The organism is Microlunatus speluncae (assembly GCF_009299835.1).
GTDB lineage: Bacteria > Actinomycetota > Actinomycetes > Propionibacteriales > Propionibacteriaceae > Microlunatus > Microlunatus speluncae.
Window position 1 is genome coordinate 78818 of record NZ_VKCZ01000009.1, and the last position, 23906, is coordinate 102723.

The window sequence follows — 23906 nt, forward strand, 5'->3', positions numbered from 1 at the left end:
TATTGTCAATGATCTGACAATCTGCCGCTGATGGCGCATTCTCGGAGAGTGCGGGAAGAGGCGCGGGAGATGGGAGACGGGATGAGCAGCAGCGAGGGCATGATGCTTCCTCTGCAATTGCAGCCCGCACTCGGCGACGTCGTCGTCGCGCTGCTGCGGGACATGATCTCCGAGGGCCGGTTCCAGCCCGGCGAGCATCTGAAGGAGGCGGAGATCGCGGCCGCCCTGAACGTCAGCCGGGGCCCGGTCCGGCAGGCCTTCGTCCAGCTCGAGGCCGAGGGACACGTCGAACTCCGGCGGCATCGCGGCGCCTTCGTCAGCACGCTGACCGCCGGCGACGTCGAGGAGGTGCACACGCTCCGGACGGCGATCGAGCAGCTGGCCGCCGAGCGGGCCTGCACCCGGATGGGCGAGCGCGAGTTCGCCGACCTCGATGCCGTCCTGGCCGAGATGAAGGCGGCGGCCGGGCCGGTCGCCCCGGCCGATGCCGTGCGGCTCGACCTCCGGTTCCACGACGTGATCTACGCGGCCGCCGACCACCAGCGGGTGCTCCGCGTGTGGACGTCGATCCGCAGTCAGGTCTCGTTCTTCCTGCACACCCGCAACGTCAACTTCCCCGACTTCGCCCGGGTCGGCCACGCCGAGCATCTCGAGTTGCGCAACGCTCTCGCGCTCGCTGACCCGCAGGCCGCCCGCGCCGCGGTCGACAAGCACATGAGCGGCGCCTATCTGCGGTTGAAGAAGCTCGACCTGCCCCGCGGCGCCGAATAGCGTCGAAGTCTCCGAAAGGCCGCCGCGGATGCCGCGATCGGAGCAAGAATGTGCCATGACGAGCAGCCCGGAGATCACCGCTGATGACCTGGCCGAACTGATCACCCTGATGGACCGCGCCGCCGACGCCTACATCCGCGGCGACGTGCGGCAGTACATCGCGATCTTCGATCATGGCGACGACTACACCCTGATGCCCCCGTACGGCGGCGAGACGGGCCGCGGGTTCGACGACAGCGAATCGGCGCTGGAGGCGACCAGCCGGTTCTTCACCGCCGGCGAGGCCACGCTGGAGGTCGAGCAGAGCTACACGTCCGGCGACCTCGCCGTGTTGGTGGGTGTGGAACGACAGCACGCCGAGATCGGCGGGCTGCCGGACCAGGATTGGTCGCTGCGGGTCACCGTGGTCTTCCGGCGTGCCGGCAACCGCTGGCAGATCGTGCACCGCCACGCGGACCCGTTGGTCCGTCCGATCCCGTTCCCGCACTGCGCCGAGCTGGCCCGCGGACTAGGGCGGACCGATCAGAGCGCGACGCCGAACCAGAAGAGGGCGAAGTCGCGGTAGAAGCGGAGGCCGATCGCGGCGATCACGATCAGGTACCAGATCGCGATGATGCTGATCTGGAAGCCGGCCAGCCGCTGGCCGACCGAGCGGGCCCGGTCACCGAACGAGCCGTCGGCCAGCGTCCGGACGATGGTGCTGGCGACGATCGGGATGGTGATCGCCCAGACCAGCATGCACCACGGGCAGAGCTTGCCGATCACGTACAGGCTCTGGCTCTGCAGCCAGGTGATGAACACGGCCGAGAGCAGCGTCCCGACCGCGAAGCTGATCTTGAACCAGTTGGCGAACCGGGCGCCGGACAGGAGGGCCGCGCCGACGGTGATCACGACGGCGAACCCGCCGATGCCGAGCAGCGGGTTGGGGAAGCCGAACAGGGCTCCCGCCGGTGACGACATCACCGGCCCGCAGGCGACGAACGGGCTGATGTCGCAGGACAGCTTGGCCTCGGGATCCTGCAGCAGATGGATCCGTTCGATGGTCAGCACCATCGCGGAGACGAAACCGATCGCCCCGCAGATGATCAACAGCAGAGGGTACGCCCGGGACGGTGCCGTGGTCTCCTCCTCGGAGTCCGCAACCTCCGGCGTCGACACCGCGACCATGCCTCAGCTCCTCAACAGGTCGTGCACCTGATCGATCAACTGCTGACCGGTCACCAGGTCCTTGGGCTCCCCGTTCATCAGCACCGTCGGCGTCTTGCTGACCTGCGCCTTGACCGCGTCATTGGTGTTGGAGGTGATCCAGGACGCGTACTTGCCCTCGTCGATCGCCTTCAGCGCCTCGGGATTGGTCACACCCTGCTGCTCGGCGAAGGCGCGGAAGTCGCCGTTCTGCCAGGTCGAGGTCTGCTCGGTCTGGTTCACGAACAGCGCGGAGTGGAAGGCCAGCCAGTCCTGCGGCTGATTGGCGACCACGGCAGCGCTGGCGTTGCCGGCGGCGGCACCGTACGGCGCCGACTGGAACTTGAGCAGATGGAACTTGACCGCGAGGCCACCCTCACCGAGCAGCTGCTCGTAGGTCTCGGCGGTCGCGGCGTCGTAGTCCTTGCAGTGCGGGCAGGCGTAGTCGACGTAGAGGTCGACGGTCGCCTTGGCATCGGCCGGGCCGAGCCGGATCGCATCGCCGTCGACGCCGATCGGGACCTGCTTGCCGCCGGCGATCGTCACCATGGCGTCGGCGGCCGCGACCGGCCGGCGCGAGTTCTGGGTGACGACGGAGATGATCACGGCCGAGCCGATGATGCCGATCACGACGACCGCCACCACGCCGATCACCAGGATCTGGGTCAGCCGGGCCCGGCGCTGCACCGCAGCGACCTGGGCCTTGGCCGTCTCTCGGGCGGATTTCCGAGTGCCGGAACCCCCGGCCTTACCCGCCTTCGACTTCACCGTGGCCATCTACGCCAACCTTTCGTCTGTACACGTCAGCAGCCTAACAATCAGGTGATCCGGGGTCCGCGCTCATGGCGCGATCTCGATCTCGACCTCGGTCACCGGTTCCGCGAACTCCGACATCCTGGCCGAGAACTCGAACCGCCAGGTGCCGGCCAGTGGAAGGTCGAGGGTGGAGCGGTACGACCCCGCCGCGCTCGGCGCGGTCGTACCGACAATCGGCCCCAGTCCGGATGCCCGGTGGATGGCCCGGAGTCGAGGAGTCTCGACGAGCCGGGCTGTACGCCCCTTCGCATCAACGATCGTCCATTCGACCGCGTTCCCGCCGACGCGACCCGGTTCCACCCGACCTTGCAAGGTCACCGTATCCAACGTTGCTGTGAATTCCCGGGCCCGGTCCCCCGACTCCCCGGGACGGGGCGACCGGTCGTCCAGGTTGGGGCTGAGCCCGACCAGCACGCCGGCGGTGACGACCGCGAGCGCGATGATCGCGGCCTCGTTGATCGCCGCCCGGCGCAGCATCCGGACCCCGGCCGTGCCGGCACCGGTGGCGTGGACCCTGGGTGCCAGCCGGAAGTGGTTGTCGAACGCGATCGCCGCGGCGACGGCGGTGAGGCCGATCTTGACCAGCAGGGTCCGGCCGTAGCCGGTGTCGATCAGCGCCCGCGGCTCGGGCAGGATCAGCAGCGCCTGCACGGTCCCGGTGACCGCCAGCAGGACCACGGCGGTGCCGGCCAGCACGGAGAACCGGGCCAGCACGGTCGCTGCCGGCCCGGCATCGGGCTCGTCGGACCGCTCGTTGCGGGTCGAGCCGAGCACGATCACCAGCCCGATCAGGCCGCCGAGCCAGATCGCTCCGACCAGCACGTGCAGCAGGTCGGCGGGCAGCATCAGCCAGGCCGGGCCCTTGGTCCGGGTGTGGCCGATCGGGAGCACCGAGGCGGCGGCGATCACCGCTCCGCAGCCGGCCAGGATCCGCCCGGCCCGGTGACCGCGATCGGGTACGGCCAGCAGCAGTGCCAGGCCGGACGCGACGAGCAGGACCACCAACAACGGGGTGAAGATCGGCGCGCCGGTGACGCCGGCCACGACGGCCAGTCCGATCGTCCCGGCGATGGCCGCGGCGGCTCCGGTCCACTCCAACCGGTGCCGGAGCCGGGTGTCGCGGCGGACCCGGGCGGCGGCCGGCACCGAGGCCAGCACGCCGTCGAAGACGGCGAGGCCGATCGCCACCAACAAGCCGAGGTACGCCAGCGCCTGGGCGACGATCCGGTACGGCTCGGCCGTGTCGGTGGCGGTCGGCTGCGGCCCGGTCGGCGGCGGACCGCGGTGCCCGATCGAGAACTCGAGCACCCCGGAGATCGGATGGGCGTCGTCGGAGCGGACCTGCCAGCCGACCAGGAACGTGCCCTGACCAAGATCATCGGGCAGCGGCACCTGCAGCGTCGGGCCGACCGCGGTCGCCGGCAGCGGCCGGGGTGGCCGATCGGCGGCGAACAGCGTCACTCCGTCCGTCACGGCCTGGATCGTCTGGTCGAACGTCAGCACGACGGCCGCCGGCCGGGCGGGCAGCACCGCGTCTTCGGCCGGGTCGGTGCCGATCAGGCGGGCGTGCGCCGAAGCCGGAGCTGCGGTGACCATCACCAACAGCCCGGCCAGCAGCAGCATCCCCAGGATGCGTTTCACACCGGTCAGGGTCGCTGCCTCGTTCGCGCCAGGGCGATCCCGCCGAGGACCAGTCCGAGCACGCCGGCGGCCAGACCGGCCGGGCCGGTCCAGCCCACCGGCGCCGCGGCCGCCTGGGTCGGCTCGCCCGGCGTGCCCGAACCCGCGGTGACTTCATCCGGCTCGGCCGCCACGATCTTGATCGCGGGGGCCGGGTGCTCCAACTCCTCGCCGTTCTCCCCCGCGGCGGCGACCTGGATCCAGGCCGTCTCGCCCTGGACGCACGACTGCACCACCGGGAAGGCCAGGGTCGTCCCGGCGGCGTCCTCCGGCAGCTTCACCTGGACCTCGAAGGTCTGCCGGAGCGCGTCGGGCAGCGGGGTCTCCGCGGTGTAGATCACCTGATCGACGCGCTCGGTGATCTGGTTGCCGTGGCTGTCGGTCTGCGGCTGGGCCAGCTTGACCTGCGGCGCCTCGACCTGCCAGTCGGCGACCACGGTCGGCTTGGTGGAGGTGACCGACTCCGGGATCTTGATCGCGATCTTGGTCGTCGGCGAACCCTCACAGCCGTGCGGCACGGCGAAGGTCAGCACGGCGTAGCCGCCGGCCACCGCCTGGTCGGCCTTGACCGAGACGTGGGCCGCGGCGGGAATGGCCGACCAGGCCGCGATCAGCAGCCCACCCAGAGCCGCACCGACCACCGGCAGAACTCGTCTCCCCATCGCAACCCGCTCCTCTTTCGCACACTTTTCGGCCGAGTTGTCAGAACTGAGTTGTGTCATAGGGCAACTCAGTTCTGACAACTCGGCATGGATGGGTGATTCTACAATCCGTAGAATCGTGGTCAAGCACTGGCCACCGTCAGCATCGGGACCGTCATGATGATCATGCCGAGCACCATCAGCGCGGTGGCGGCACGGTCCAGCTCCCGGGGCCGCAGAGCCGCCACCCGTCGCTCGGCCACCGGTACGGCGAGCGCGACCACCTGCCGGCTGCCGACGGCCAGGAACGCGACCAGCACCGCGACGCCGGCCAGGGTCGCGATCGAGCCGGCGGGGCGGATGATCATCACCAATACCATCCAGGACATGCCGAACATCATCACGGCATGGGTGATCGCGGAGTGCCGATCGCAGCGGTCGCGTACGCCCGGCAGCAGATACCAGACCCCGGCCAGCGCGAACGCGGCCAGTTGCAGCCAGCCGAGCCAGTCCGGCTGCCGCCACCAGGTCATCGCGATCATGGCCACGGCCATCACGGCGTGCAGCAGCTGCGAGACCAGGGTGACCCAGCCGGGTCGCGCGGCGGCCCGGATGATCGCGTACAGCGCGGTCGCGACGAAGATCACCGTGACCGTCCAGTCCGCGATCATGCGCGGAAGGAGCGCAGCCGCAGGCTGTTGGTGACCACGAAGACCGACGACAGCGACATGGCGACACCGGCGATCAGCGGGTTGAGCCAGCCGGCGGCCGCCAGCGGGATGGCAGCGATGTTGTAGCCGAACGCCCAGATCAGGTTGCCGCGGATCGTCCGCAGGGTCTTGCGGGACAGTTCGATCGCGTCCGGGATGACGCCGAGATGGCGACGGACCAGGATCAGGTCGGCGGAGCGGAGCGCGATGTCGGTGCCGTTGATCACCGCCAGCCCGAGGTCGGCGGTGGCCAGCGCCGTCGCGTCGTTGATCCCGTCGCCGACCATCGCCACCTTGGCCCCGCCGGCCTGCAGCGACTCGATCGCCGCGGCCTTCTGGGTCGGCAGCACGTCGGCGATCACCGCATCGACTCCGATGGCGCGGCCGACCGCGTTGGCGGCCCGCTCGTTGTCGCCGGTCAGCAGCACCGTGGACAAGCCGAGCCGGCGCAGCTCGGCCACCGCGCCGGCGGCCGAGTCCCGGATCGTGTCGGCCAGTCCGAGCACCGCCACCACCGTTCCATCGACGGCGACCAGCACCCCGGTCTGGCCCTCGGCCTCGGCCTCGGCCAGCGCCGCGGCGGCCGGGTCGGGCACGGCGATCCCGTGCCGGTCCAGCAGCTTGGTGTTGCCGATCACGACCTGCCGGCCGGCCACCGAACCACGGGCGCCGAGCCCCGGCTCGGCGGCGAAGTCGATCACGTCGGGCGCCGGCGACTCCGGCTCGGCCAGGGCGGCGATCGCGGCGCCGACCGGATGCTCGGAGTGCCGCTCCACCGCCGCCGCCAGCCGGATCACCTCCGGCTCGGCGAGCTCCCCCACCACCTGCACCGAACGCACCGCGACCGACCCCTCGGTCAGGGTGCCGGTCTTGTCCAGCACCACCGTGTCGATCTCGCCGCTGGCCTCCAGCGCGTCCGGACCCTTGATCACGATGCCGAGCTGACCGGCGCGGCCGACCCCGACCATCAGCGCGGTCGGCGTGGCCAGGCCGAGGGCACACGGGCAGGCGATGATCAGCACCGAGATCGCGGCACTGGCGGCCTCCCGGACCCCGGCGCCGCCGATCAGCCAGCCGGCCAGGGTCAGCACGGCGATGATCAACACCGCCGGCACGAACACGGCGACCACCCGGTCGACCAGCCGCTGCACCCGGGCCTTGCGGGCCTGGGCCTGCTCGGCCAGCACGGCCATCTGGGCCAGCTGGGTCTGCTCCCCCACCTGGGTCGCCTTGATCAACAACCGGCCGGTCAGATTGATCGTGCCGCCCAGCACGCCGGCTCCGGGCTCGGCCTCGACCGGCAGCGGCTCGCCGGTCATCATCGACACCTCGATCGACGAGCTGCCGTCGGTCACCGTACCGTCGGCGGCGATGGTCTCCCCCGGCCGGACCGCGAAGCTGTCGCCGACCCGGAGCTCGGCCACGTCGACCACCCGCTCCTCGCCGTCCCGGACCAGCCGGACCCGATTGGCGGCCAGCCGATTCAGGGCGCCGAGGACGTCGGCGGCGGACCGCCGGGCCCGGGCCTCGAAGTAGCGGCCGGTGAGCAGGAAGGTGGTGACCGCGGCCGCGACCTCGAGATAGATCGAGTCGGCGCCGGCCGGCGTGATCCCGTAGCCGAGCCAGTAGCCGCGATCGTCGGGCGCACCGGTGATCAAGGAAACGACCGACCAGCCGAAGGCCGACAGCACGCCGAGCGAGACCAGGGTGTCCATGCTGAACGAGCGGTGCCGCAGGTTGCGCAGCGTGGCCCGGTGGAACGGCCAGGCGCACCAGAAGACGACCGGGATGGCGATCAGCACACACAGCCATTCCCAGTACGGGAAGCGCAGGCCGGGCACCAGGGCGAGCGCGATGGTCAGGTTGCCCAGCGGCAGGGTGAGGATCGCGGCCACGGCCAGCCGGCGGCGCAGCATGCCGACCCGGTCCGGCCGGCTGGATTCGAACCGGTCGGCCTCGGCCGGGTCGGTCGGGATCACGTCGGCGGTGTAGCCGGCCTGTTGCACCGCCTGCACCACGTCGGTCGCCCGGTCGGCCGGCAGCCCGGTGACCACGGCCCGCTCGGTGGCGTAGTTGACGATCGCGGTCGCGCCGTCCAGCTTGTTCAGCTTCTTCTCGATCCGGGTCGCGCAGGCGGCACACGTCATGCCGCCGATCTCCAGCTCGATCCGTCCGGTCGCGGGTGCCCGTACGGTCTCAACTCCGGTCATCGTGCACCGCCTCCCGATCGGTCTCGCGGCGGGACAGCTCCGCCAGCATCGCGTTGTAGGCGTCCAGTTCGTCGTCCCCGGCGCGGACCGCCCGGTCTCGCCGCCGGGCCTCCCGCTGATCGGACCGGAACCACTGGCCGACCAGGGCGACGATGATGATCAACAACGGCAGCTCGCCGGTGGCCCAGGCGATCTGGCCGCCGATCTGCTGATCACCGAACAGGTCGTTGTGCCAGGCCAGGTCGAGCGATTTGTAGTAGTTCTCGCCGATGATCGAGTTGCCGGACAGCACGGCCACGGCGAAGAAGGCGTGGAACGGCATGGCGGCGAAGACGAAGCCGAGCTTCGCCACATGCGGGATCGGCCGCGGCGGCGTGTCGACGCCGACCGCGAGGCCGTAGAACAGGCAGCCGGTGATCAGGAAGTGCAGCGTCATCAGCTGGTGCGCCCAGTGGTACTTCATCGCCGACTCGAACAGGCCGGAGAAATACAGCGCGTAGAACGAGCCGATGAAGATCACCCAGACCAGCAGCGGATGGGTCAGCACCCGCACCGGACCCCACTGCAGGAAGGAATTCACCGCGTCCCGGACCCGGTATTCCTCGCCCGGCCGGGACACCCGGCCGGCGCGCTGCAGCAGCGTGATCGGGCCGGACAACACGACCAACACCGGCACCAGCATGTTGAACGTCATGTGCACGGCCATGTGCCAGCTGAACATCGCCGACGAATACATCCAGACCCGCGACGTCGTCACCACCAGCACGATCAGCCAGGCCAGCGTCCACAGCACCGCCCGGTAGACCGGCCAGTGATCACCGCGGCGCCGGAGCCGCAGGAAGCCCCAGAGATACAGCGCGATCGCCGCCATCGCGAGGCAGGCGATCAACAGATTCGGCCGACCGGGCAGCAGCAGCTCGGCGACCTGCGGCGCGCCGCCGACATTGAATCCGAGGTAGTTCTCCTGCGCCGTCTGCGGCCACCAGTAGCGCGGCGGCACCATCGCCGTCAGTGCCGACTGAGCCCCCAGCACCAAGATCATCAAGGCCGGGTCCCAGCCCGGCCCGAACGACGACCGGCGCAGCCGGACCAGCCAGAGCACGGCCAGGATGATCATGACGCCGAAGCCGCCGGCCGCGACCAGGCCGTAGCCGGACTCCCAGGGAGTCTCGCCGGCCAACTCGAAGGCCCCGATCCCGATCCGCGCCGCCAGGCTGAGGCCGAGGGCGACGCCGGCCACCAGCCGATACCGGGCGACCGCCGCCGGGTCCTGCCAGGCGGCTCCGGCGGCCCAGGTGATCGCGAACCAGACCGAGCAGGCCAGGGTGAGGATCGTCGCGGCGTCGGTGGCCAGGTCGTGCCCGGCACCGACCGACACCTGCGCGGTGAGCACCGGTGGCAGACCGCCGACGGCGACCAGCCCGGCGACTGCCACCGCCGAGCGCCAGGTGTGGGCGAAGCGGGTGGCCAGCGCGACCACGAAGGCGATCGCCGCGGTCACCAGCCAGGCCTGCGCGGACTGGCTCGAGCTCAGGAAGTCGGCCGGCGCGTAGAGCACGTACCCGATCGGGACGCCGGTGCTGGTCGCTGCGCTGAACGGGGCGGCGGCGAGGGCCGTGACGCACCAGCCGGCCGCCCAGCCGCCACCGGCCGCGACGAGGTCCTGCTGCCGATCGGCCAGCAGGTTGGCCGCTTCCCGCGCCGGCCGGCGGGCGAACGCCGCGACCCGGATCAGCTTGGCCAGCGAGACCAGCGCGAAGAGGGTCGCGACGAAGCCGAACAGTGCGCCCGCGGCGATGGTGAACAGGTCGGCCTCGACCCGGCCGGGCAGGGTCGTCTGCTGGGCCTGCCAGCCGGCAGCGAGCACCACGCCCACCGCCGCCGCCACGGTCACCGCGATCAGGACTGCCGCCGGCACGCGGGCCCGCTCGGCGCGATGCGGAGCGTTGGTCATGCCGCGTGCTCCAGAGTCGTCGTTTCCATGAGTCTGTCGCGCACTCTACGCTAGGCTTCAACAACTTGTAGAAGGAGTGCGATGGTACGAGATCGGGGCGAGCTGGAGGCGCGGGTGATGGCCGCGCTCTGGCAGCACGACGGGCCGCTCACGGCGCGGGAGATCCAGGCCGCGATCACCGATCCGTCCCCGGCCATCACCACCGTGCTCACCGTGCTGGAACGGCTGCGCGGCAAGGGCCGAGTGGTCCGCGACGAGGGTGCGGCGACGATCCGGTTCGCGGCCGCCAAGTCCGAGTCCGAGGACGCGGTCGAGAAGATGCTGCTGTCGCTCACCGCGACCACCGACCGCAACGCCGCGCTGGTCCGGCTGGCCGGCAACCTCGACGCCCGGGACGCCGCCACCCTGCGCCAGGCGCTGGAGGCTCGAGGTTCCGGATCGAAGCGGCAGCCTCGGTCATGATCATGATCGCGGTGCTGGCGGCGTACACGCTGCTGACGATCTTCGCCGCGCCGCAACTGCTGGGCCGGGGCCACTGGCGGATCGCCCGGCCGCGGCTGTGCCTCGGGCTCTGGTTCACCCTGTTCCTGTCCGGGCTGGTCTCGGCGATGCTGGCGATCGGCTCGGCGGTCGTGCTCGGCATCGACGCCCACGTCACGGCCGACGGCCGGGACTGGCTGGTGCCGACGGGCGGCACCGTGCTCGCCTGGGTCTCGCTCGGCGTCGCCGGCGGCCTGCTCAGCCTGATCGGCACCAAGGTGGGCGGCATGATCATCGCCGAACGGCAGCTGCGCGCCGACTTCGACCGGTTGATCAGCGCGGCCGGCTATCGGCAGGAGATGATCGCCGGGCTGTCGGTGCACTACATCAATTCGCCCCGGCCGCTGGCCTGCGGATTGCGCGGCCGCACCGCCGAGATCGTGGTCAGCTCCGGGCTGGCCGACCGGCTCTCCGCCACCGAGGTGCGGGCGATCATCGAGCACGAGCGGGCCCATCTGCGCGGCCGGCACGACCTGGCCACGCGGCTGGCCGCGCTGAGTTGCGCCTGCCTGCCGGCCCTGCTCGCCTCCCGCGAACTGCACCGGGCCACCCACCTGCTGACCGAGCTGATCGCCGACGACGCGGCCGCGCGCCGGTGCGGCCGGACCGTGATCGCGTCCGCGTTGATCAAGCTCGCGGACACCTCCGACGACCCGTTGTTCCGGCTCCGGGCCGAGCGGCTGCTGCCGGCCGCCTGATCGCACTTGATCACGGTTCACCCGGGCGGGTGAACCCGCCCGCCGGCGAGGGTGATCCCGGGCCGCGGTGACCGCCGGCACGCTGGTGGCATGGCGAAGCTGGACAGTGATCGGTCCACCGTGCGGGCCGAAGCCTGGTGGCACCGGGCGGCCGGGGTGTCGTCGAGATCGTGGCGGATCGCGCATCTGATCACGCTGCTGACCCTGCCGTCGGCCCTGTGGCGGTTGGGCATCGCCGCCGGGATCGACTGGCCCGGCTATGACCTCGCCTGGATCACCCGGTCGCGGTTGGACACGCCGTTCGGGGCGTTTCGGATGGTGCTGCTGAGTCTGATCTCCGAGCTGCTGGCGCTGCTCGCTCTGGGCCTGGTCCAGCGCTGGGGCGAGGTGGTCCCACCATGGATCCCGGTGCTCCGCGGCCGGGTGATCAACCGCTGGCTGCCGACCCTGCTGGCGATCACCGGCGGCGCCGGACTGATCATGGTCTGGACCTTCGGGGTGCCGTACGCCGCGATCACCGGCACCGCGTTCGATGCCGGCATGGATCGGGGCTTCCCGCTCACCGTGCAGTTGATCAGTTATGCGCCGATGGTGCTCTGGGGTCCGTGCCTGCTGCTGCTCGCGATCAGCTATCTGCGCCGGCGACGGTGCGGGGTCGGAGCACTGTCCCCAGAGCCAGCAGGAACAGGACGACGGTGGTGAGGTGGAGCAGTTGCTCGCCAAGGTCCAGCAGGTCGTATCCCCGATAGAGCTGCTCACCGTCGAGGCCGACGAGGAAGTCGGTGGAGACCAGGACGCGACTGCCGACAGCACTCAGCAGCGGCAGCAGACAGCCGACCCCAACGAGCCATCTGGTCCGCGATCGGGCTGTTCTGGCCAACAACGCGACGATCAGCCCAGCCAGGAACGGGGAGAGGCCGAGGAACTGGTTCGCTCCGCTCAACAACATGGAGAACGTGTCCATCAGTGCGCGTCCCTGATCTGCTCCTGGCCGGCCGCTTGTGGTTGCCCGCCTTGGACGTAAATCGCCCCCAGGACCAATGCCCAGCCGACGGCTCCGATGAAACTGACGACATGGTGCAGGGACAGCAGGCCGAACTGCTGGGCTTGCCAGTATTCGGCCGACCCCTGCCCGGGAGGGAGCCGAGGGTAGAACAGGGAGATCCCGACCCTGAGAAAGTTGCAGCACAGCACGCCGAGAAGCCCGGCGACCGCGAGTCGGGCGGCGGTCGGATGACTCCTTCGACGGAACCCGGCCAGGACGACGCCGGCCAGGAGCAACACGCCCTCCAGACCGAACAGCGACCAACTCGATGCTTCGACTACATCCATCCGATCACGCGTCGCTCCCCACACTGGTCCGACTGTTCCGGTGGGTCTGCGTCAGCCTTCCCACCTCGCCAGACCGTAACCACCGACCGGCCCTTTCGGGGCTCGTGAGAACGTGGGCAGATTGCAATGGGCCCATTCCTCAGAACCCGCGTGGCACGAATCGATCAGCCGAGGCGCAACATCACCTTGCTGCTCTGCGGACCGGCGGCGACCTCGAACGCCTCGGTCACCTGACCAAGATCGAAGGTGTGGGTCAGCAGCGGCTCGATGTCCAGTCCGCCGGCCAGCAGCCGCAAGGCGTCGGTGATCTCGTCGACGAACCGGTAGCTGCCGCGGTAGTCGAGCTCCCGGCTGACCAGGGCCGCCAGGTCGGCCGGCTGCGGGCCGCCGGGCAGGTTGCCGACCTGGACCACGACTCCGCCGCGCGCCGTCGCGGCGAACACCGGACCGATCGCCGCGGGCACACCGGAGGCTTCGATCGTCACCTCGACGTCGGCCGGCAACGGCTCGCCGGCGGCAAGATCAACCACCGCGTCGGCGCCCATCCGGCGGGCGATACCGAGCGGGTACGAAGCCACGTCGGCGGCCGTGATCATCGCCGCTCCGGCCGCTCGGGCCGCGGCCACGACCAGCACGCCGATCGGGCCACAGCCACTGACCAGCACCGATCTGCCGGTCAGGTCGCCGGCCCGGTGCACGGCATGCAGGGCGACGCCCAGCGGCTCGGCCACCGCGGCGGCCCGCAACTCGACCCCGGCCGGCACCGCCCGCAGTTGATCAAGTGAGACCACCCGGAAGCCGGAGAAGCCACCCGGGGTGTGCGGGGTGAAGGCCGCCGAGCCGAAGTAGCGGACCATCCGGTGCAGGTTGCTGCGGCCGGCGATCCGGTCGGGTAGTTCTTGATCACCGACCACCGTCGCGGGGTGCACGGTGACCGGGTCTCCGAGCTCGTACCCGGTGGCCTCGATGCCGGGACCGAACGCCGCAACCCGGCCGGCCACCTCGTGGCCGAGGATCAGCGGTTCGGTCAGCACCGCGGTGCCCGTGCTGCCGTGCCGCCAGTAGGACAGATCCGAGCCGCAGATGCCGCCCCATTCCATTCGGACCAGCACCTCACCCGGCCCGGGAGTCGGATCGGCCACCTCCTCGACCCGAAGATCGCCCGCGCCGTGCGCGATCACCGCCCTCATCGGTCCCCTCCGGCTGACATGGGCCGCAGCGTAACCGATGCCACACAACCCATCCCTGGGATGTTCGTGACCAAAAGGATAATCTGGTCATCGGTCAGGAGGACCATGTCCGAGAGCGAGTACGAACGGCGGGACAGGCGGATCCTGGATGCGGTGGCCGAGCTGTTGCTGCGCTGGGGAGCGAAGCGGGTCACCATCGCGGAGGTGGCCGGCCGGGCCGGCATCGGCAAGGGCACCGTCTATCTGCACTTCGAGTCGCGGTCCCGGCTGCTCGGCGCCGTGCTGATGCGCGAGTCGCTGGCGATCACGGACGAGCTGATCGCGGCCATCGAGCGCGATCCGGCCGCGGCGCCGCCGGCCGAGCAGTCCCGGCTCACCTACCTCGCGGCCCGGAGCCGGCCGCTGATCTGGGCGATGCTGACCCGGGATCACGACCTGCTCGGCACGCTCGCGCACGAGGACGCCGTCGAACCGCTGCGGGCGTGGAACCGCGAGATCAGTTGGTCCCTGCTGCGGCTGTGCCGCGATCACGGGCTGCTCCGCGACGATCTCGAGCTCGACCGGATCGGCCTGATGCTGAGCGCGATCCAGACCGGCTTCTATCTGCATCCAGCGACCGGCGACCTCAAGCCGGCCACCATCGCCGAGGCCCTGCACGACAGCGTCGCGGCGGCCGTCCAGCCACCCGGCCCGGCCGAGCCGCCGGCCATCGCCGCGGCGGCCGCGGCGATCTTGGTGCAGTACCGCGAGCTCCGCGACCGACTGGCGGCCGAGATCGCCCGGCGCCCGGCCGGGACCGAGGAACGTTCATGATCATCGCCAGCCGCCCCAAGATCAACCGCAGCAAGATCGACTTCACCGAGAGGGTTCGATGAACCACATCACCCTGACCGCCATGCCGGCGGCCGGCCACGTCAATCCGACCGTACCGCTGGTCCGGGAGCTGGTCCGCCGCAAGATCGCGGTCAGCTACTACGCCACCGAAGAGTTCCGCGGCCCGGTGGAGCGGCTCGGCGCCGAGTTCCGGCCCTATCCCGCCGGCGCGATCTCCCCGACCATGATCGCCGAGGCGACGCGGCACGGTGGCCCGGTCGAGGTCGTCACCCGGGTGCTGGACGCCACCCACGCGCTGGTGCCGTTCCTGATCGACGACCTCCGCGATCGGCCGCCGGCCGCGATGGCGTTCGACTCGAACGCCCTCTGGGGGCGGATGGCGGCGGCCAGTCTCGGGCTGCCGATGATCTCCCTGATGACGACGATGCTGCTCGGCGCGGACGGCCTGCGCAGCCTCGGAGCGCGGGAGCTGATCTCCTTCGTCGGTGAGTCGGTGGCGGGCATCCCGGGCACCGTCGCGGCCCGGCAGCGGATGGTCCGACGCTTCGGTACGGGGAGCCTGCCGCCGCGGCCGATCTTCCCGATGCGCGGTGACCTGACGCTCTTCCCGATCCCCGAATGGATGCAGGGATCCGACTCGCGGCTCGACCGGACGTGCCACTTCGTCGGCCCGACCATCGAGCCGGCCTCCGGCACCGATGATCACGACGCCGACCTGACCGACCTGCTGGCCACCGCGGAGCCGTTGGTGCTGGTCTCCCTGGGCACCCTGCACACCGGCAGCGAAGCGTTCTTCCGATCATGCTTCGAGGCGTTCGCCGACCTGCCGGCCCGGGTGTTGCTGTCCGTCGGCACCGAGATCGATCCGGCCCGGCTCGGCCGACCGTCCGCCAACACGCTGGTCCGGTCTTCCGTGCCGCAGCTCCGGGTGCTGGAGCGGGCGTCGGTGTTCGTCACCCACGGCGGCATGAACAGCGCGTTGGAGGGGCTGCACTTCGGCGTGCCGCTGGTCGTGGTCCCGCAGCAGTTCGAACAGATGATCATCGGCCGGGCCGTGGCCGAGCGCGGTGCCGGAGTGGTGCTGCGGCAGCATCTCTCGCACCGCGCCGTGCCGCCGGCCGAGCTGCGGGCCGCGGTCGACGACTGCCTCGCCGACCCGACCCGCCGAGCCGCGGCCCGTACCCTCGGGAAATCCCTGCCGGCCGGCGGTGGGGCCGTGGCCGCCGCCGACCTGATCGACGAGCTGGTCGCCGGCCGGACGCCGGCCGCCGGCCCGACCTTGCCCTGACCGCGACTGCCGGGCACGGTTGAGCCCAGCCACGAACCCTTGCTCTGCAACCGATTGCATGAAAGTCTCCGGTCATCCCCGCCGCCGTGGACCGGAGTTGCCGATGAGACCGACCGTCCCACTGATCGCCCTCGCTCTGGCGGTCGTTCCGTTGATCTTGGTCGGGCCGCCCGCGGAAGCCGAACCGGGCGCCGCGGAGGTCCCGCCGCCGAGCAGCTACGCCGGCACGATCGAGATCGATCGCGGCGGCACCCTGGTCACCGAGAGCACCGGAGACCTGTGGCCGTCCTGTTGGGCGGCCAACGACAACCTCTACACCGCCAACGGCGACGGCCGCGGCTTCAGCCTCGACATCCCGGCCAACGACATCGTGCTGAACGAGGTGACCGGTGGCCCGGCCGAGCTCGCCGGCCGAGCCGTGGCCCGGGCCGCCCAGCTCGGCAACATCTGGAATCCCGTTGGCTACAACCGGAAACCGACCGGGATGCTCTGCATCGGCGACACCCTCTATCTGGCGGTGCAGGACCTGGCCAAGGACTTCAACGACGCGCCCGCGGCGACGATCGCCAAGTCCACCGACCGTGGCCGGACCTGGACCTGGGACAAGCGGTCGCCGATGTTCGATGATCACACGTTCACCACGATCTGGTTCGCCGACTTCGGCCGTGGCAACGCCGACGCGCCGGACGGCTTCGCGTACGCCTATGGTCTCGACGGCAACTGGCGCGACTCGGCCACGGACAAGGTGCCGGACCCGCAGGACGTCTTCCTGGCCCGGATCCCGATCGACCGGGTACAGGACCGGAAGGCGTGGCGGTTCTACGCCGGCACCGACCTCGACGGCCGGCCGACCTGGACCGCGCGAATCGAGGCCAAGCGGCCGGTGCTCACCGACACCCGCCGGCTCTATCAGCAGCGCTACGGCACCGCCCGCGGCGACCTGACCGTGATCAGCCAGGGCGGCGTGACCTATCTGCCGCGATCGAAGCGCTATCTGTACGCGTCCTGGACCGGGCCGACCTTCGAGCTCTACGAATCGCCGCAACCGTGGGGGCCGTGGCGTCACCTCAGCAGCCGCGACTTCGGCGGCACCCCGTGGTCGGACGCGAAGCACGGCGGCTACGCGACGACGATCCCGTCCAAGTTCATCTCCGACGACGAGCGCACGCTGTATCTGCAGTCCAATGTGTTCTGTTGCGGCGAGCTGAAGACCCGGTACAACTTCAACCTGCGCCGGATGAGCCTCGTCCCGGCCGATCCGGCGCCGCCGGACAACGTCCCGGCCGATGCGAACCTGGCCGCCGCGCCCGGCACGGTGGCGATCTCGAAGTCCTCCTCGACCGGGCTGCTCGACCGGCTCAACGACGGTGATCTCGGCACGAGTGAGAACGACTTCGACGACGAGGTGAAGCCGTCCAGTTGGTGGGGCTACACCTGGCCGCGCCGCCGGATGATCAATCGAGTCGAGTTCACCACCGGTGAGGTCACCGCCACCGGCGGCTGGTTCGACGGCCGGCCGCGGGTGCAGTATCGCCGGGCCGGCGAGTGGTTCGACGTGCCCGGTCAGTCGACCAGCCCGGCCTATCCGGGCGACGCCACGGCCGGCAGCTTCACGACATACACCATGACGTTCCTGCCGGTGAGCACCGACGGCATCCGCGTGTTCGGCGCCGCCGGTGGCAGCCGGACCTTCAGTTCGGTGGCCGAGGTGGCGGTGTCGTACCGGCCGCAGGTCGCGAACGGCGGCTGGGAGGCCTACGGTGGCGGTTCGCCGACCTGGGGGTTCGAGGGGCTCGCCGGCCACGGCACCGACCGGGGCCTCGGCAACGCGCACAGCGGCGCCAACAATGCCTGGATCCGCACCGCCCGCAGCGACTGGAACGCTTACACGCAACGGATCCCGGTGCGCCCGGGTGCGACTTACACGCTCAGCGGCTGGTTCCGGACCTCCTCGAACTTCCCGGCCGGCAACGGCCGATTCCAGATCCGGGCCGGCACCACCGTGCTCGCCGAGCAGCCATTCGGCCCGGCGACCTCCTATCAACGCCAGACCCTGCGAGTCACCGTGCCCGCCGATGCGACCGAGCTCACCGTCGCCGCGGGCCTGATCGGGATCGGATCGGAGATATGGCTCCAACTGGACGACATCGAGCTCGAGTAGCAAGATCATCGAGCCGCCCCCACCGTACGTTTCTCGACCAGGGTCGATTCCGCAGCGACGCTACGGGCCGGCCCAGCGGCGTCGCCAGTCTGTGGGCGAGAGGCCGGTGTGGCGGCGGAACTGTCGGGAGAAGTAGTAGGCATCGACGATGCCGACCCGGCGGGCGATCTGGCCCACCGGCAGCGAGGTCGTGGTGATCAACTCCTGCGCCACCTTGATCCGCACCCGCAGCACCCAGGACAGCGGGGACGTGTCCAGGTGCCGGCGAAACAGTCGGGTCAGCGTCGCGGTGCTGCAGTCGGCAACGGCTGCAAGATCGGCGACCGTGATCGGCCGGCCGGGCTCGGCGGTGATCCAGGTCAGCACCCGGCGCAGTCGGAGCGGCAACCGGCGGTCGTTCTGCGGCAAGATCTGGTCGGCGGCCGCGAGTTCGCCGGCGACCAGCACCCCGAGTGCGCGGGCCGTCTCGACTTCCGGGGTGCCGCGGTCCCACACCTGGGCGATCAATTTGATCAAGGTCTTCAGCGTCGGATGTGTGGTCTCGTCGGTGATCCACAGCCCGGCGTCGATGCCGAGATCAGCGTCGGCCCGCCAAGGCACGCCGGCCAGCCGATGATCGGGATGGTGCGGGACCGCGAGCTCGACCGGGTGATCGGCGGCGTGCCACGGGATCAGGTGGGCACCGTAGACCAGATAGGGATCGGTCCGGTCCGGCCGATAGGCGACCCGGTGCCCCCAGGGCAGCACCATGATCATCTCCGGGGTGAGGTCGTGCTCCACGCCGTTGATCTCCACCACTCCGCGGCCGGAGATCCCCGCCAGCAGCATCCGCGACTCGACCCGCGGATAGCCGGAATGATCACCAGGATGCGCCTGTACGGTCGCGGCGAAGCCGATCACCGGGAAGCCCGGGCCGCCGTCCCGCGCCGCCGGGTCGCTGATCACCCGGGCGATCCGCGGTGTCTCCGATCTCAGCAGATCTTGTTCTTCTGCCAGCGCAGCTCCTCGTTGTGATCGACCAGGGTCAGGCCGCGATCCTGCCAGTAGTATTTCAAGCTCTCATCGGTCCAGCCGCGATAGATCTCGTCCCACGGCAGGATGTCGCAGTGTGGCGTGATCGAGCCGCGGGTGATCGGCTCGTCCGCCCGCTGGTAGCGCAGATCCAGCGACAGCCGGACCCGCTCCCCCTTGAGATTGGGCATCCCCCGGTGCACGGTCAGGCTGGTGAACGTGAGCACGTCACCGGCGCGGAAGTCGGCTACTCCCCAGGACAGCCCGGAGTCGCAGATGTAGGCCTCCAACTCCCCCGCCCCCTGCGCCGCGTGGTACGTCAACAGCCCGTCGGCCTGCGACCCGACCAGCACGGTCAACGCGCCGAGCTCGACCGGGCAGTCACCCAACGGGAACCAGGACGTCCAGACATTCTTGGTGCCCTGGATGTGGATGAAGTCCTGATGGGCCGGGGTCGGCTGGAACTTCGCGCTCGGCACCATCACCCGCGCGATCGACAACGGCTGCCGCAGCACGTTGCCGCCGAGCAGCTGGTCGTACAAGTTGATCATGGCCGGGTCATGGCCGATCCCGTGGAACTCCTGCACCCGGTAGATGTCCTGGTAGGCCGCCAGCGGCACCCCGGTGCCGCAGAATGCCGCCGCCACCGGGTCGACCCGGTTGAACGATTCGACGTCGGCGATGCCGTCCATCGGGTCGGTGCCGTCCTGCAGCCAGCCGTGATCGGCAACCACCTGCATCAGCTGCCGGCGCAGCCCGAGCACCCGGTCGCGGTCCAGCAGGCCGCGGAAGAACAGATAGCCGTCCACCGCGGCCCGCTCCAGCAGGGCCTGCGGGTGGCCCAGCAGCGGGCTGGAATCGACGAGCTCGACGGTCGGATTGGCGGTCGCGATGTCCGAGGTGGTCATGGGTGTCTCTCCCCTGTGAGGTTGATCGCCGGTGGCGCCGTTTCGATCAACTCTGCCGATTGCGTTCGCGGAACTCCATGCCCCGGAGACGTACTTCCTGGACTATTCGCTCACTCCAGGATCAGGACGTCGGCATCGTCGGCCAGGGCGAAGGGCACCTCGATCGGGCTGTCCGCCGTGATCGACCGGCCGTCGCCGAGTCGGTAGCTGCGGCCGGCTTGCAGGGTCCGCGGGGTGATCACCGGCCGGTCGGGGCGACCGGGGCGGCCGTAGACCAAGATCACGGTTCGGTCCGCGGTGCCGTACTCGACGGCGTAGACCGGATCGGCCGGTGTGCCGTGCTGTTCGACCCGGCCGGTGTGGATGACCGGGCGAAGATCGCGGTAGAGCGTGATCAACTCCGCGGCCCGGGCCCGCCGGTCCGAGCCCCAGCGGAGCAGGTCGGAGCCGACGCCGAGCACGCCGGCCATCGCGACCAGGAACCGGAACTCGAAGCTGGCCGGTGTCCGGTCGCGGCGGTCGGCCTCGTCGGTGACCCAGGAGCTCATCAGGTGCGGGCCGTAGGCGGACAGAAAGCCGTGCTGGATCGCCAGCCGGTCCCGCGGTCCGGTCTCGTCGCTGGTCCACACCACGTCGGTCAGCGCCAGCACGGCCGCGTCGATCCGGCCACCGCCGGACGAGCAGGCTTCGACGGTGACGTGTCCGAACTCCCGCCGGAGCATCCGCAACACCCGGTGGTAGCCCTCGACGTGCTGCACCGACCACTGCCGGCCATGATCATCGCCGGGCCGGCCGCCGTCGCTGACCGGACGGTTCAGGTCCCATTTCAGATAGCTGATCCGGTGATCGGCCAGCACCGTGCGTAACATCCGCTCGGCCCAGGCCACCACCTCGGGCCGGCCGAAGTCGAGCAGATACTGGTTCCGGACCGTGATCAACGGCCGGTCGCCGGCGCGGTAGACCCACTCCGGATGCAGTCGGTAGAGATCACTGTCCGGGTTGACCGACTCCGGCTCGACCCACAGACCGAACCGCAGGCCGCGCTCGGTAACGTCGCTGATCAACGGGCCGAGGCCGGCCGGGAACTTGACCGGGTCCGGCGTCCAGTCCCCCAGTCCGGACCGGTCACTGGTCCGGCCGGCGAACCAGCCGTCATCGACCACGAACACCTCGGCCCCGATCTCGGCCGCGACGTCGGCCAGCGCGAGCTGGTGATCCTGCTCGACGGCGAACTCGGTGGCGTACCAGGAGTTGTAGACGATCGGCCGGTGAGCGAGGCCGGTGTCCCGGCTGAGCACGGCGCGCTGGTAGTCGTGCCAGCGGCAGGGCAGGCCCTCGATCCCTTCCGGGGCACGGATCCCCAGGATGTCCGGCGTCGTGTACGCCTCCCCCGGATCCAACGTGATCACACAGCTCTCGTCATCGACGCCGGCCGCGATCCGGATCCGTCCCGACAGCGGTACGGCCTCCGCCGCCAGTCGCCAGGACCCGCTCCAGGCCAACGCGATCCCGTAGGCCGGACCGGAGCCGCCGATGCTGATCACCGGGGAGTAGCTGGCGGAGGTGACGCCCTGCCGGCTGCCGATGGTGAACGTCCCGGCCGGCAGGGTGACCCGGTGCGGCGTGAACTCGGCCGACCAGTCCCCGGCCAGGAAGCCGAGCTCGGCCGGCTCCGGCATCGGCAGGTCCCAGGCCGGCGCGAAGGCCCGGGACAGCGTGATCCGGCGCCGGCCGACGTTGGTGATCGTGACCCGCTTCGCCACCACGTCATGATCACGACTGGCGGCGATCCTCAGCTCCAGCTCGATCCGGCCGGTGCTGTCGAGTCCACGCAACAGCAGCGTGGTGTCGGCGCCGGACTCGATCAGCTCGCCGTCGGGCTCCCAGGCCACCCGGGCGCCGACCAGGCCGTCGCCCTGATCGATGATCAACTCCGAGGTCTGCCGCTGCCGGGTGCCGAGCACCGCGTACTCGAGCGGCAGCACGTCGGCCGGGGTGTCCCAGCCGGAGGCGGTCGGCAGGTCGGGCACCGGGCCCAGCGCGACGTCCCAGCCGAGCTGCACCGGCCCGAGATCGGACTGGTCCCGATCACCGGGTGCCAACCCGACCCGGTAGACCCCGGTCGCCGTCGCCAGCTCCCAGGTCGGCCGGTCCCGGTCCCGGCTCACTTGTTGGCCCCGACCAGCAGCCCGGACACGAAGTGCTTCTGGAACAGGAAAAACACGATCGCCGGCGGGATGGCGGCGATGATCGAACCGGCCGCGACCACGTTCCACTTGCTGATGAAGCTGCCCTGCAGGTTCAACAGGGCGGCCGTGATCGGAAAGTTGGTCTCGGTCCGGAGCACCGTCATCGCCCAGATCAGATCGTTGAACACCCAGGTCGTCGCCAACGCGCCCAGGGCGGCCAGGGCCGGGCGGCACAATGGCAGCACGATCTGGACATAGGTACGGATCGCGCCGGCACCGTCGACCACCGCCGCCTCGAACACCTCGCGCGGGATGCCGCGCATGAAGCCGTGCAGGACGAAGGTGTAGAAGCCGAGACCGAAGCCGACCTGGACCACGATCAGCGCCAGCAGCGTGTCGTAGATCCCCAACCCCTCGGCGATCTTGGCCACCGGGATGAGCAGGATCTGCGGCGGCAGCAGGTTGCCGGCCAGCATGGTCAGCAAGATCGTCCGCCGGAACGGGATCCGGAACCGGCTCAGCGCGAAGGCCCCCATCGATGCCAGCAACAGGGTGAACAGCACCGTCACCACCGTCACCAGGGCGCTGTTCAGCAGGGCGTGCCGGACTCCGGCGCTGAAGGCGGTGCTGAAACCCTCGAACGACAGAACCCCCGGCAGTGCCGCGATGCCGCGGCGGGTGATGTCGTCGAACGGGCGCAGCGACACCGCAACCACGAAGATCAACGGCGAGATGTAGATCAGCGTGAACGGGATCATCCCGACGTGGAACCAGGGCGAGTTCCGGCCCGGACCGCGGCGTCGCTGTCCGTTGCCGGCGGTCGTGCCGCGGGTCACGGGAGCCTCGATGGTGGCCATCAGTCGTCCTCTCCCCGGGCCGCCCGGGCCAGGTAGGTGATGATGAAGATGATCGCGAGCAGGAAGATGATCACGGCGATGGCCGAGCCGTAGCCGAGGTTCACCACGGTGAAGCCCTGTTGGAACATGTAGGTGCTGAGCAGCTGACTGCTGTCGTACGGGCCGCCGCGAGTCATCGACCAGACGATGTCGAAAGTGCGCAGGGAGTCGATCACGGTGACGGCGAAGACGACCGTGTTGACCCCGGACAGCTGCGGCATCACGACATGCCAGAACCGCTGCCACCGATTGGCGCCGTCGACGGCGGCGGCCTCCTCCAGTGCCGGGTCACAGCTCTTCAGGCCGGCCAGATAGAGCACCATGATGTAGCCGACCTGACGCCACACGGCGGCGATCAACACGCCGTACAGGGCAAGATCGGGAGAGGCCAGCCACGGGGTCGCCAGGGCTTCGATCCGGAGGCCTTCGAAGAAGCTGGTGATCGGGCCGTCCGGCGCGTACATCACTCGCCAGAACAGGCCGGTCACCGCCAGCGAGAAGACCATCGGCAGATAGATCGCGGCCCGGTAGACGCCGACGCCGCGACGCGGCTTGTTCAGCAGCACGGCCAGGATCAGGCCACCGATCACCGAGAGCCCACCGAACAGGACCACCCAGATCGCGTTGTTCTTCAACGCCGTCTGAAACACCGGATCCGCGGCCAGATTGGTGAAGTTGGTCAGGCCGATGAACTCGGCGGCGCCGACCCCCTGCCATCGGGTCAGCGACAGCTGGAAGCTGTTGAACGCCGGCCAGAAGACCCAGAACAACTCGACCACGACCGGAATGATCAAGAACAACCAGACGACGGGCGGCACGCGCAACACCCCCCGCGCCCGCCGCCGCCGGCCGTCCGGCCTGGTCTCCGGGCCGGCCAGAGTGCCCACGGCCG

The 23906-nt window shown here is 70.2% G+C and carries 23 protein-coding genes; 8 read left to right on the forward strand and 15 right to left on the reverse strand.

Going from position 1 to position 23906, the window contains the following annotated elements; genetic code table 11:
* The first annotated feature begins 81 nt into the window (after positions 1–81).
* Together FNH24_RS13235 and FNH24_RS13240 are read left to right on the forward strand one after the other, a co-directional pair.
* Complete coding sequence (locus tag FNH24_RS13235) at positions 82–771, forward strand: GntR family transcriptional regulator (RefSeq protein WP_217428203.1); 690 nt, start codon at positions 82–84, stop codon at positions 769–771.
* Between the two features lie 55 nt (positions 772–826).
* A complete protein-coding gene (locus tag FNH24_RS13240) occupies positions 827–1336 on the forward strand; it encodes a YybH family protein (RefSeq protein ID WP_152362662.1) in 510 nt (169 codons plus the stop codon).
* On the opposite strand, the gene FNH24_RS13245 is transcribed toward FNH24_RS13240, so the two are convergent.
* The 7 genes from FNH24_RS13245 to FNH24_RS13275 form a co-directional block, all read right to left on the reverse strand.
* Positions 1294–1938 (reverse strand): vitamin K epoxide reductase family protein, encoded by a 645-nt coding sequence (locus tag FNH24_RS13245; RefSeq protein ID WP_152362663.1) that lies wholly within the window; start codon positions 1936–1938, stop codon positions 1294–1296. The genes FNH24_RS13240 and FNH24_RS13245 overlap by 43 nt on opposite strands.
* Before the next feature lie 3 nt (positions 1939–1941).
* Positions 1942–2733, reverse strand: a complete 792-nt coding sequence (locus FNH24_RS13250; protein WP_152362664.1) for a DsbA family protein — start codon at positions 2731–2733, stop codon at positions 1942–1944.
* A gap of 63 nt (positions 2734–2796) precedes the next feature.
* Positions 2797–4413, reverse strand: coding sequence for a copper resistance CopC/CopD family protein (locus FNH24_RS13255; protein ID WP_152362665.1), 1617 nt, complete (start codon positions 4411–4413; stop codon positions 2797–2799).
* A gap of 5 nt (positions 4414–4418) precedes the next feature.
* Complete coding sequence (locus FNH24_RS13260; RefSeq protein ID WP_161606123.1) at positions 4419–5114, reverse strand: YcnI family copper-binding membrane protein; 696 nt, start codon at positions 5112–5114, stop codon at positions 4419–4421.
* Between the two features lie 122 nt (positions 5115–5236).
* Entirely contained in the window at positions 5237–5764 is a 528-nt protein-coding gene (locus tag FNH24_RS13265) for a DUF5134 domain-containing protein (protein ID WP_152362667.1), read from the reverse strand.
* Positions 5761–8013, reverse strand: coding sequence for a heavy metal translocating P-type ATPase (locus FNH24_RS13270; RefSeq protein ID WP_152362668.1), 2253 nt, complete (start codon positions 8011–8013; stop codon positions 5761–5763). The genes FNH24_RS13265 and FNH24_RS13270 overlap by 4 nt, the downstream gene beginning before the upstream one ends.
* The gene (locus FNH24_RS13275; protein WP_152362669.1) at positions 8000–9967 is read right to left on the reverse strand and encodes a cytochrome c oxidase assembly protein; all 1968 of its coding nucleotides are present in this window, start codon (positions 9965–9967) and stop codon (positions 8000–8002) included. Before FNH24_RS13275 ends, FNH24_RS13270 begins: the two co-directional genes overlap by 14 nt.
* Before the next feature lie 81 nt (positions 9968–10048).
* Between FNH24_RS13275 and FNH24_RS13280 the strand changes: the two genes are divergently transcribed.
* From FNH24_RS13280 to FNH24_RS13290, 3 genes are all read left to right on the forward strand, one after another.
* Positions 10049–10429 (forward strand): BlaI/MecI/CopY family transcriptional regulator, encoded by a 381-nt coding sequence (locus tag FNH24_RS13280; RefSeq protein WP_152362670.1) that lies wholly within the window; start codon positions 10049–10051, stop codon positions 10427–10429.
* A complete protein-coding gene (locus tag FNH24_RS13285) occupies positions 10426–11205 on the forward strand; it encodes a M56 family metallopeptidase (RefSeq protein WP_152362671.1) in 780 nt (259 codons plus the stop codon). Before FNH24_RS13280 ends, FNH24_RS13285 begins: the two co-directional genes overlap by 4 nt.
* Positions 11206–11295: 90 nt before the next feature.
* On the forward strand, positions 11296–11907 hold the full coding sequence (locus tag FNH24_RS13290; RefSeq protein WP_152362672.1) for a hypothetical protein: 612 nt from the start codon (positions 11296–11298) through the stop codon (positions 11905–11907).
* Here the strand turns inward: FNH24_RS13290 and FNH24_RS13295 are convergent.
* From FNH24_RS13295 to FNH24_RS13305, 3 genes are all read right to left on the reverse strand, one after another.
* Positions 11831–12169, reverse strand: a complete 339-nt coding sequence (locus FNH24_RS13295) for a hypothetical protein (protein WP_152362673.1) — start codon at positions 12167–12169, stop codon at positions 11831–11833. The genes FNH24_RS13290 and FNH24_RS13295 overlap by 77 nt on opposite strands.
* A complete protein-coding gene (locus FNH24_RS13300) occupies positions 12169–12537 on the reverse strand; it encodes a hypothetical protein (protein WP_152362674.1) in 369 nt (122 codons plus the stop codon). The genes FNH24_RS13295 and FNH24_RS13300 overlap by 1 nt, the downstream gene beginning before the upstream one ends.
* A 164-nt stretch (positions 12538–12701) precedes the next feature.
* Positions 12702–13727, reverse strand: a complete 1026-nt coding sequence (locus FNH24_RS13305) for an L-idonate 5-dehydrogenase (protein WP_152362675.1) — start codon at positions 13725–13727, stop codon at positions 12702–12704.
* A 105-nt stretch (positions 13728–13832) separates the two neighbouring features.
* On the opposite strand from FNH24_RS13305, the gene FNH24_RS13310 reads away from it, so the two are divergent.
* The 3 genes from FNH24_RS13310 to FNH24_RS13320 all read left to right on the forward strand — a co-directional run bounded on the left by FNH24_RS13310 (position 13833) and on the right by FNH24_RS13320 (position 18010).
* Positions 13833–14540, forward strand: a complete 708-nt coding sequence (locus FNH24_RS13310) for a TetR/AcrR family transcriptional regulator (RefSeq protein WP_161606124.1) — start codon at positions 13833–13835, stop codon at positions 14538–14540.
* Positions 14541–14598: 58 nt separating this feature from the next.
* Positions 14599–15849 (forward strand): nucleotide disphospho-sugar-binding domain-containing protein, encoded by a 1251-nt coding sequence (locus tag FNH24_RS13315; protein WP_217428204.1) that lies wholly within the window; start codon positions 14599–14601, stop codon positions 15847–15849.
* Positions 15850–15952: 103 nt separating this feature from the next.
* On the forward strand, positions 15953–18010 hold the full coding sequence (locus FNH24_RS13320; RefSeq protein ID WP_152362677.1) for a DUF4185 domain-containing protein: 2058 nt from the start codon (positions 15953–15955) through the stop codon (positions 18008–18010).
* A 60-nt stretch (positions 18011–18070) separates the two neighbouring features.
* Here FNH24_RS13320 and FNH24_RS13325 read toward each other — a convergent pair whose 3' ends face one another.
* From FNH24_RS13325 to FNH24_RS13345, 5 genes are all read right to left on the reverse strand, one after another.
* Positions 18071–18955: an AraC family transcriptional regulator gene (locus FNH24_RS13325; protein ID WP_152362678.1), complete on the reverse strand. Its 885-nt coding sequence runs from the start codon at positions 18953–18955 to the stop codon at positions 18071–18073.
* A 26-nt stretch (positions 18956–18981) separates the two neighbouring features.
* Entirely contained in the window at positions 18982–19929 is a 948-nt protein-coding gene (locus tag FNH24_RS13330) for a phytanoyl-CoA dioxygenase family protein (RefSeq protein WP_152362679.1), read from the reverse strand.
* 110 nt (positions 19930–20039) lie between these two features.
* On the reverse strand, positions 20040–22097 hold the full coding sequence (locus FNH24_RS13335; RefSeq protein WP_161606125.1) for an alpha-galactosidase: 2058 nt from the start codon (positions 22095–22097) through the stop codon (positions 20040–20042).
* Positions 22094–22975: a carbohydrate ABC transporter permease gene (locus FNH24_RS13340; RefSeq protein ID WP_152362681.1), complete on the reverse strand. Its 882-nt coding sequence runs from the start codon at positions 22973–22975 to the stop codon at positions 22094–22096. The genes FNH24_RS13335 and FNH24_RS13340 overlap by 4 nt, the downstream gene beginning before the upstream one ends.
* A complete protein-coding gene (locus FNH24_RS13345; protein WP_246186872.1) occupies positions 22975–23901 on the reverse strand; it encodes a carbohydrate ABC transporter permease in 927 nt (308 codons plus the stop codon). The genes FNH24_RS13340 and FNH24_RS13345 overlap by 1 nt, the downstream gene beginning before the upstream one ends.
* Positions 23902–23906: the final 5 nt, after the last annotated feature.

What these genes read in the sequence shown, in the direction of transcription:
- FNH24_RS13235 (WP_217428203.1), top strand. Translation starts at nt 82, where the DNA reads ATGAGCAGCAGCGAGGGCATGATGCTTCCTCTGCAATTGCAGCCCGCA.
- FNH24_RS13240 (WP_152362662.1), top strand. Translation starts at nt 827, where the DNA reads ATGACGAGCAGCCCGGAGATCACCGCTGATGACCTGGCCGAACTGATC.
- FNH24_RS13245 (WP_152362663.1), bottom strand. Translation starts at nt 1,938, where the DNA reads ATGGTCGCGGTGTCGACGCCGGAGGTTGCGGACTCCGAGGAGGAGACC.
- FNH24_RS13250 (WP_152362664.1), bottom strand. Translation starts at nt 2,733, where the DNA reads ATGGCCACGGTGAAGTCGAAGGCGGGTAAGGCCGGGGGTTCCGGCACT.
- FNH24_RS13260 (WP_161606123.1), bottom strand. Translation starts at nt 5,114, where the DNA reads ATGGGGAGACGAGTTCTGCCGGTGGTCGGTGCGGCTCTGGGTGGGCTG.
- FNH24_RS13265 (WP_152362667.1), bottom strand. Translation starts at nt 5,764, where the DNA reads ATGATCGCGGACTGGACGGTCACGGTGATCTTCGTCGCGACCGCGCTG.
- FNH24_RS13270 (WP_152362668.1), bottom strand. Translation starts at nt 8,013, where the DNA reads ATGACCGGAGTTGAGACCGTACGGGCACCCGCGACCGGACGGATCGAG.
- FNH24_RS13275 (WP_152362669.1), bottom strand. Translation starts at nt 9,967, where the DNA reads ATGACCAACGCTCCGCATCGCGCCGAGCGGGCCCGCGTGCCGGCGGCA.
- FNH24_RS13280 (WP_152362670.1), top strand. Translation starts at nt 10,049, where the DNA reads ATGGTACGAGATCGGGGCGAGCTGGAGGCGCGGGTGATGGCCGCGCTC.
- FNH24_RS13285 (WP_152362671.1), top strand. Translation starts at nt 10,426, where the DNA reads ATGATCATGATCGCGGTGCTGGCGGCGTACACGCTGCTGACGATCTTC.
- FNH24_RS13290 (WP_152362672.1), top strand. Translation starts at nt 11,296, where the DNA reads ATGGCGAAGCTGGACAGTGATCGGTCCACCGTGCGGGCCGAAGCCTGG.
- FNH24_RS13295 (WP_152362673.1), bottom strand. Translation starts at nt 12,169, where the DNA reads ATGGACACGTTCTCCATGTTGTTGAGCGGAGCGAACCAGTTCCTCGGC.
- FNH24_RS13300 (WP_152362674.1), bottom strand. Translation starts at nt 12,537, where the DNA reads ATGGATGTAGTCGAAGCATCGAGTTGGTCGCTGTTCGGTCTGGAGGGC.
- FNH24_RS13305 (WP_152362675.1), bottom strand. Translation starts at nt 13,727, where the DNA reads ATGAGGGCGGTGATCGCGCACGGCGCGGGCGATCTTCGGGTCGAGGAG.
- FNH24_RS13310 (WP_161606124.1), top strand. Translation starts at nt 13,833, where the DNA reads ATGTCCGAGAGCGAGTACGAACGGCGGGACAGGCGGATCCTGGATGCG.
- FNH24_RS13315 (WP_217428204.1), top strand. Translation starts at nt 14,599, where the DNA reads ATGAACCACATCACCCTGACCGCCATGCCGGCGGCCGGCCACGTCAAT.
- FNH24_RS13320 (WP_152362677.1), top strand. Translation starts at nt 15,953, where the DNA reads ATGAGACCGACCGTCCCACTGATCGCCCTCGCTCTGGCGGTCGTTCCG.
- FNH24_RS13330 (WP_152362679.1), bottom strand. Translation starts at nt 19,929, where the DNA reads ATGACCACCTCGGACATCGCGACCGCCAATCCGACCGTCGAGCTCGTC.
- FNH24_RS13340 (WP_152362681.1), bottom strand. Translation starts at nt 22,975, where the DNA reads ATGGCCACCATCGAGGCTCCCGTGACCCGCGGCACGACCGCCGGCAAC.